The organism is Mesorhizobium carmichaelinearum, from assembly GCF_900199455.1.
Lineage (GTDB): Bacteria > Pseudomonadota > Alphaproteobacteria > Rhizobiales > Rhizobiaceae > Mesorhizobium > Mesorhizobium carmichaelinearum.
In genome coordinates this window covers 1-5,866 of sequence record NZ_FZQR01000084.1, presented here as the reverse complement: position 1 = coordinate 5,866, position 5,866 = coordinate 1, and the positions used below count along the sequence as shown (strand labels likewise).

3 protein-coding genes and 2 pseudogenes are annotated in these 5,866 nt (G+C 59.3%); 4 read left to right on the top strand and 1 reads right to left on the bottom strand.

The features are described from left to right. Nucleotides 1–273: 273 nt before the first annotated feature. Nucleotides 274–715 (bottom strand): annotated as a pseudogene (locus tag CKW40_RS41810) (IS6 family transposase); the annotation flags it as partial. Nucleotides 716–960: 245 nt separating this feature from the next. On the opposite strand from CKW40_RS41810, the pseudogene CKW40_RS46170 reads away from it, so the two are divergent. The 4 genes and pseudogenes from CKW40_RS46170 to CKW40_RS41795 form a co-directional block, all read left to right on the top strand. After that, nucleotides 961–1,064 (top strand): annotated as a pseudogene (locus CKW40_RS46170) (transposase domain-containing protein); the annotation flags it as partial. A 210-nt stretch (nt 1,065–1,274) separates the two neighbouring features. After that, complete coding sequence (locus CKW40_RS41805) at nt 1,275–2,885, top strand: ABC transporter substrate-binding protein (RefSeq protein WP_095205323.1); 1,611 nt, start codon at nt 1,275–1,277, stop codon at nt 2,883–2,885. A gap of 153 nt (nt 2,886–3,038) precedes the next feature. Further along, nucleotides 3,039–4,406: a serine hydrolase domain-containing protein gene (locus tag CKW40_RS41800; RefSeq protein WP_198421195.1), complete on the top strand. Its 1,368-nt coding sequence runs from the start codon at nt 3,039–3,041 to the stop codon at nt 4,404–4,406. A 257-nt stretch (nt 4,407–4,663) separates the two neighbouring features. Further along, on the top strand, nt 4,664–5,773 hold the full coding sequence (locus tag CKW40_RS41795) for an IS630 family transposase (protein ID WP_095205322.1): 1,110 nt from the start codon (nt 4,664–4,666) through the stop codon (nt 5,771–5,773). Nucleotides 5,774–5,866: the final 93 nt, after the last annotated feature.

The following is a 5,866-nucleotide window of genomic DNA, read 5'->3' as shown; positions in this document are numbered from 1 at the left end:
GCATGATCAACCGTCGTTCATTGACCGTGCCTCCTGCCTTGCCCAGAGCAGCCATTTCGCCACAACGCTTGCCCATGGCAAGCGAACGATTTTTCACACCTGCGACTTGAAACAGCGAACATGAGAGTGGTTTGATCGGCGTTGATGGTTCCATGGCGCGCTGGGCATGCGAGTCTGGGTGCGGGAAGGCATCGAAGTCCGGGCGACCGTGAGCGGCTGGAGGCCGTGATCTCTCACCGCAACAGTCCGCAGCACCATGTGTGGCGGGCGCGGATCTCGCAGTCGGCTTTCCCCATCGCAGGCAACGATTGCTTCCCGGTTCGTCTGGCTGCCGTCGATACAATACGATCGGGTCGACCATGACGTTGCAAAGCCTTGCGCAGAAAGCGTTTGGCAGCCGATAGGTCGCGGTGCTCGCTGAAGAAGAACTCAACCGTGTCACCGACACTGTCGATGGCGAGACACAGGTACACCCAGCGACCACGAACCTCCACTATCGACATGCCATTTACGGGCGACAGGTCGCTTGCGATGGTTGAACGTTCGAGCAACAGCGGTGAGAACCGGATAATCCATCGATGGATTGTGGAATGGTCAACTGAATGCCGCGCTCGGCCATCATCTCTTCCAGATCGCGCAGGCTAAAATTGTAGGTCAGGTACCAGCGTACACACAGTAGGATTACCGAACGGTCGAAATGGCGGCCTGAAAACATGAATACGCTCCTCTGAATGGAGGAACACTCATGTCTTAACCAAGGTTGACGATGGGTTTGCGACAAAGCCGACATATCACCGACTTCCGCCATTCACGCACGAAGTCCTTGCGATCAGCTGTCGGTCCATACATTCGCGCCAATCGCGACGGAGAGACCCTAATCTATGCCGATCCAGCTGCGGCTAAGTCGTGAATAACGCTGGCGGAACGCGCCCGCTCGGCGTAGTTCGGCGATCGGCATAGACCTGCAAACTCAACTGCGTCGAACGCTCGGCTACCTCATCGACGTGCTCACCAGGATCGTTAGTGGCCACCCCAACAGCCAGATCGACGAGCTTCTGCCGTAGGCTTAGATCGCGCTCATGTGGCCTGAGAACACCGCTCACAGCAGAGCACGCAACATACATTTCAAACTAGGATGTACTGTGGCTCCGCGTTCCAGCAACCGACGCATTTTGGCACAAAATCTCTTCCTTCATGCATCTATAACTCTCTAGGGATTCATCAAGCAGATAGGCGCAGATCAAGCGCGCGACTGACAAGGGAGGCACTGGAACATGACAATCTCGCGACGCGACCTCATTAAGGTGGGCATGGCAGCCGGAGCGGCTGTATCGATCCCATCGATTCTTCGGGCGCAAACAGCACCAACCGACGAGCGAACTGTGCGAATGGCGATGGGGGACCTTACCATCTTCGACCCATACACTACGACGGTTACCCAGACCTATAACCACGCCCAAGCGATTTACGACACGCTGTTTGCGCTCGATTCCAAGCTTTTGCCCCAGCCGCAAATGATAGGGAAGTGGGGCATTTCCGACGACAAGAAGACCTATACGTTCGAGCTTCGCGATGGTCTGGGGTGGCATGACGGTACTTCTGTCACTGCGGCGGACTGCGTGGCCTCGATACGTCGCTGGGGCCAGACTCCCGGCGGACTACTGGTTATGGAGCGGGCCAGGGATATCTCGAAGAAGGACGACAAGACCTTCACGATTGCGCTCAAGGAGCCGCTGGGGCTTCTGATCGATCGGCTGGCGGAGATCTCGGGGTACCCGCTGTTTATCATGCGCGAGAAGGATGCGGATCACCCCCCAACCGAGCAGGTGACCGCGCATATCGGATCAGGGCCGTTCAAGTTCAACGAGACTCTTGCCAAGCCGGGTTCGAATTTCACCTATGATCGCAACGACAAATATGTACCGCGGACTGATCCATCTAACGGATTCGCCGGCGAGAAGGTCGTCAACGTCGATCGTGTCGTTTGGGAAAATATGCCCGATCAGCAGACTTCTCTGGCGGCCTTGCAGGCGGGTGAGATCGATTTCATCAGTAACCCACCTGCGGATCTTTACTCGGTCATCGAGGGCGACCCGAACCTTGCCCTCCAGGTACTGGACAAAGGGGGCCAGGACATGTGGATGAGCATGAACTGTCTGCAGAAGCCTTTCAATAACGTGAAGGCGCGTCAAGCGATGCTTCACCTGATCGATCAGGAGGCGTTCTTGCGGGTTATAGCTCCGGATCCAAAATATGGTCACCCCGTCACTTCGCTATTTGGAAACAGTACACCTTATTCTAATGACGAAAATACGGGATGGTACAAGAAAGGTGGCAATCCGGAAAAGGCCCGGGAACTCTTGAAGGAAGCCGGATATGCTGGCGAGAAGGTTGTTATTCTCCAGTCCACGAACTGGTCGCAGGCCAGCGACGCTGCGCAACTGCTGGCGACAACGCTGCGCCAGATTGGGGTCAATGCCGAGCTTGCGCCCGGCGACTGGGGCTCAGTTGTTCAGCGCTCGAAGAACAAAGGCCCCGTCGATAACGGAGGGTGGAGCGTCTTCATCACGAGCTCTTCTGATTCCATCGAGCAGAGCGATCCGATCTCTGCAGATTTCCTACACGCGAAGGGCGAGACGGGCAGTTACGGCTGGCCCAAAAGCGACGACTATGAGGCCCTTCGGGCCAAATGGGCAGATGTCGGAACCCTGGAAGAGCGCAAGGCGCTGGCTCGCGAGATGCAACGGGTTTGGTGGGACTCCGTCGCCGGCTTCGCCTATTTGGGTCAATTTGTTGCGCCAATCGCACGACGGAACACGCTCACCGGCCTCATCGAGATGCCCCTACTTGTAGCGATGTGGAACATGCAGAAGGCCTCGGCCTGACGGCGACCTAGATCCTCAGCAGGTCGACTTCGACCGTCGCCGTGATAGCGATGGTCGGTTTCTCTAGGTTCCGGTCAGGGAATGGCTGGATTCGAATTAATTTAGGAATTCCGTGAGACGTAAGTGCGCATTTCGCCAAGCGGAGGAGAGATCATGAGCCAAGTTGACTGGGCGGGTATGCTTGCCGCGTATGCCGATGTCGCCGGAATCCCCGGTGCGGTGCTTGGTATTTCGTATGACGGCAAGCGGATCGTCGTGCCCTACGGGGTTTTGAGCACGGCAACTGGCGTTACGACTACCGTGGACTCGGTATTCCAGATCGGTTCGATCACGAAATTATGGACTGCGACGATGGTCATGCAGCTGATCGACGAACGGCGGCTAGAGCTGGACAGTACCGTCGCGCAACTGCTTCCCGGTGTACGTGTGGGCGTCGATGACGTCGCCGATCAGATTACTGTGCGCCATTTACTAACTCACTCCAGCGGCATCGACGGAGACCTAATGTTCGATACCGGGCGGGGTGACGATTGCCTCGCGAAGTTTGCCGCCCAGCTCGCGGACGTCGCTCAGATACATCCGGTCGGCACTGCGTACTCGTACTGTAACGCCGGATTCACCTTGCTCGGCCGCATCATCGAGGTGCTCGACGGCACTGGGTGGGACAAGGCCCTGCGTCGACGCCTGGTCGAGCCGCTCGGGCTGACCGCGACCGTGACGCTCCCGGAGGAGGCGCTGCTATTTCGAGCTGCAGTTGGTCACCAGGCGCATCCGCACGCAGGCAAACCCGTGCACACTTGGGGTCTGATGCGCAGTGACGGCCCGTCCGGTCTCATCACCCAAAGCGCCGACGACTTGCTAACATTCGCCGAGCTGCACCTGAACCACGGCGTCACCGGCGCCGGTCGATCAGTGCTCAGCGCCGATGCGGTTGCGGCGATGCTGGTCGAGCAAGTACGGCCGCCGGTGACAAGCGCGCCGTTCGCCGTCGGCCTGACTTGGCGTATGTCCGAGTGGGGTGGCCGCCGAGTGATCGGTCACGACGGTTGGACTCTCGGCCAGAGGGCGTTTCTTCGGGTGGATCCGGAAGCCCGGCTCGCGGTCTGCCTTCTCACCAACTCGGACGCGCTTAGCCCCTACGAGCGGATTATATCCGACGTAATAGAACACTACGCCGGGGTCCGGGTGCCCGAACGGCCGGCGCCGGTCGATGTGCTGCCTTACCGCCCCGAGCGCCATGTCGGACGCTATGAGAACGCCGGCGGGCGTTTAGAAGTCACCGCGAGGCCAGCGGGCCTGCTTGCGACATGGACAACGAAGGGCGATTTCGCTGAGATAATATCCGGTCCCGCGGTGAACGTGTACGAACTGCTGCCGCTGGACGAGTCCGGCGACCGATACGCCTTCCGCAGCCACCCCGGACAGCCCTGGGAAGCAGTTACGTTCGCCCGACTCAACGACGGCACACTATACGTCTTCATCCGCGATCGGATAACACCGAAGGCGGCCTCGTCGAACTAGCCGGGCAGCATCTCGTCAAGCGGCATGAGGTCCATTGGGCAGGGAACCCTGCGTCTTGCACGAGACCTTCGTCTCCCTGTCTTCTGCGGCTTGCTCCCGGCAAGCCGACGGCGATCATCGCGGGCAAGTTGCTGGCGATGGTCGATGGTCGCTGGCGTCCTCGATAAGCTGGGGGTCGAAGTGATCTAGTGGTTTCCGCCTAACATAAGAGTCCGGCTTGGGATTCCCTTTCGCGAGTGCGCATGCGAGTTTGGCGCATGCGCACAGGAATATCCCTCACCGTTTCGCCGATTGATCGCCAGCGCCTGAGCGCGCTGATCAGGGATCGCAATGCGCCGCAAAAGCATGTTTGGCGCGCCGAGATCATTCTGTTGAGCGGCGACGGTGTGGGCACCGTCGAGATCATGCGGCAAACCGGCAAATCCAAGACCTGCGTATGGCGTTGGCAGGAGCGCTTCGCAACGGAAGGCTTCGAAGGACTGTTGCGCGACACGACGCGACCCTCGCGCATTCCGCCTCTCGGGCCTGAAGTGGCTGAGCGTGTGGTGGCGCTGACGTTGCAGGACCCGCCTGGCGAGACGACGCACTGGACCGCCGACATGATGGCGGCCGCGGCCAGCATCAGCCCGAGTGCGGTGCGTCGTATCTGGAAGGCGCACGGGCTGCAGCCCAACCGCTGGCGCCAGTTCAAGCTCTCCAACGATCCGCAGTTCGTCGATAAACTGCGCGACGTCGTCGGCCTCTATGTCGATCCGCCTGCCCACGCCATCGTGCTGTCGGTCGATGAGAAGAGCCAGATCCAGGCGCTCGACCGCACCCAACCCGGCCTGCCCATGAAGAAGGGTAGGCTCGGCACCATGACCCACGACTACAAGCGCAATGGCACGACCACACTGTTTGCTGCTCTCAACGTGCTCGACGGCACCGTTATCGGCAAGAACATGCAGCGGCATCGCCATCAGGAATTCGTCCGCTTTCTCAACGCCATCGACGCCGAGGTGCCGACCGGCAAGGCCGTCCACGTCGTCCTCGACAACTACGCCGCTCACAAGCACCCCAAGGTGCGTGCCTGGCTCGGCCGCCATCAGCGCTTCACCTTCCACTTCACACCGACCTCATGCTCGTGGCTCAACGCGGTCGAAGGCTTTTTCGCAAAACTGTCGAAGCGTCGCCTCAAACGAGGCGTCTTCCACTCCGTCGTCGACCTCCAGGCGGCAATCAACCGCTTCCTCCAAGAGCACAACCAGCAACCCAAACCCTTCTCTTGGACCGCCGACCCCGACAAAATCATCGCCGCCGTCAAACGCGGGCACCAAGTGTTAGACTCCATCCACTCTCATGTTCGCTGTTTCAAGTCGCAGGTGTGAAAAATCGTTCGCTTGCCATGGGCAAGCGTTGTGGCGAAATGGCTGCTCTGGGCAAGGCAGGAGGCACGGTCAATGAACGACGGTTGATCATGC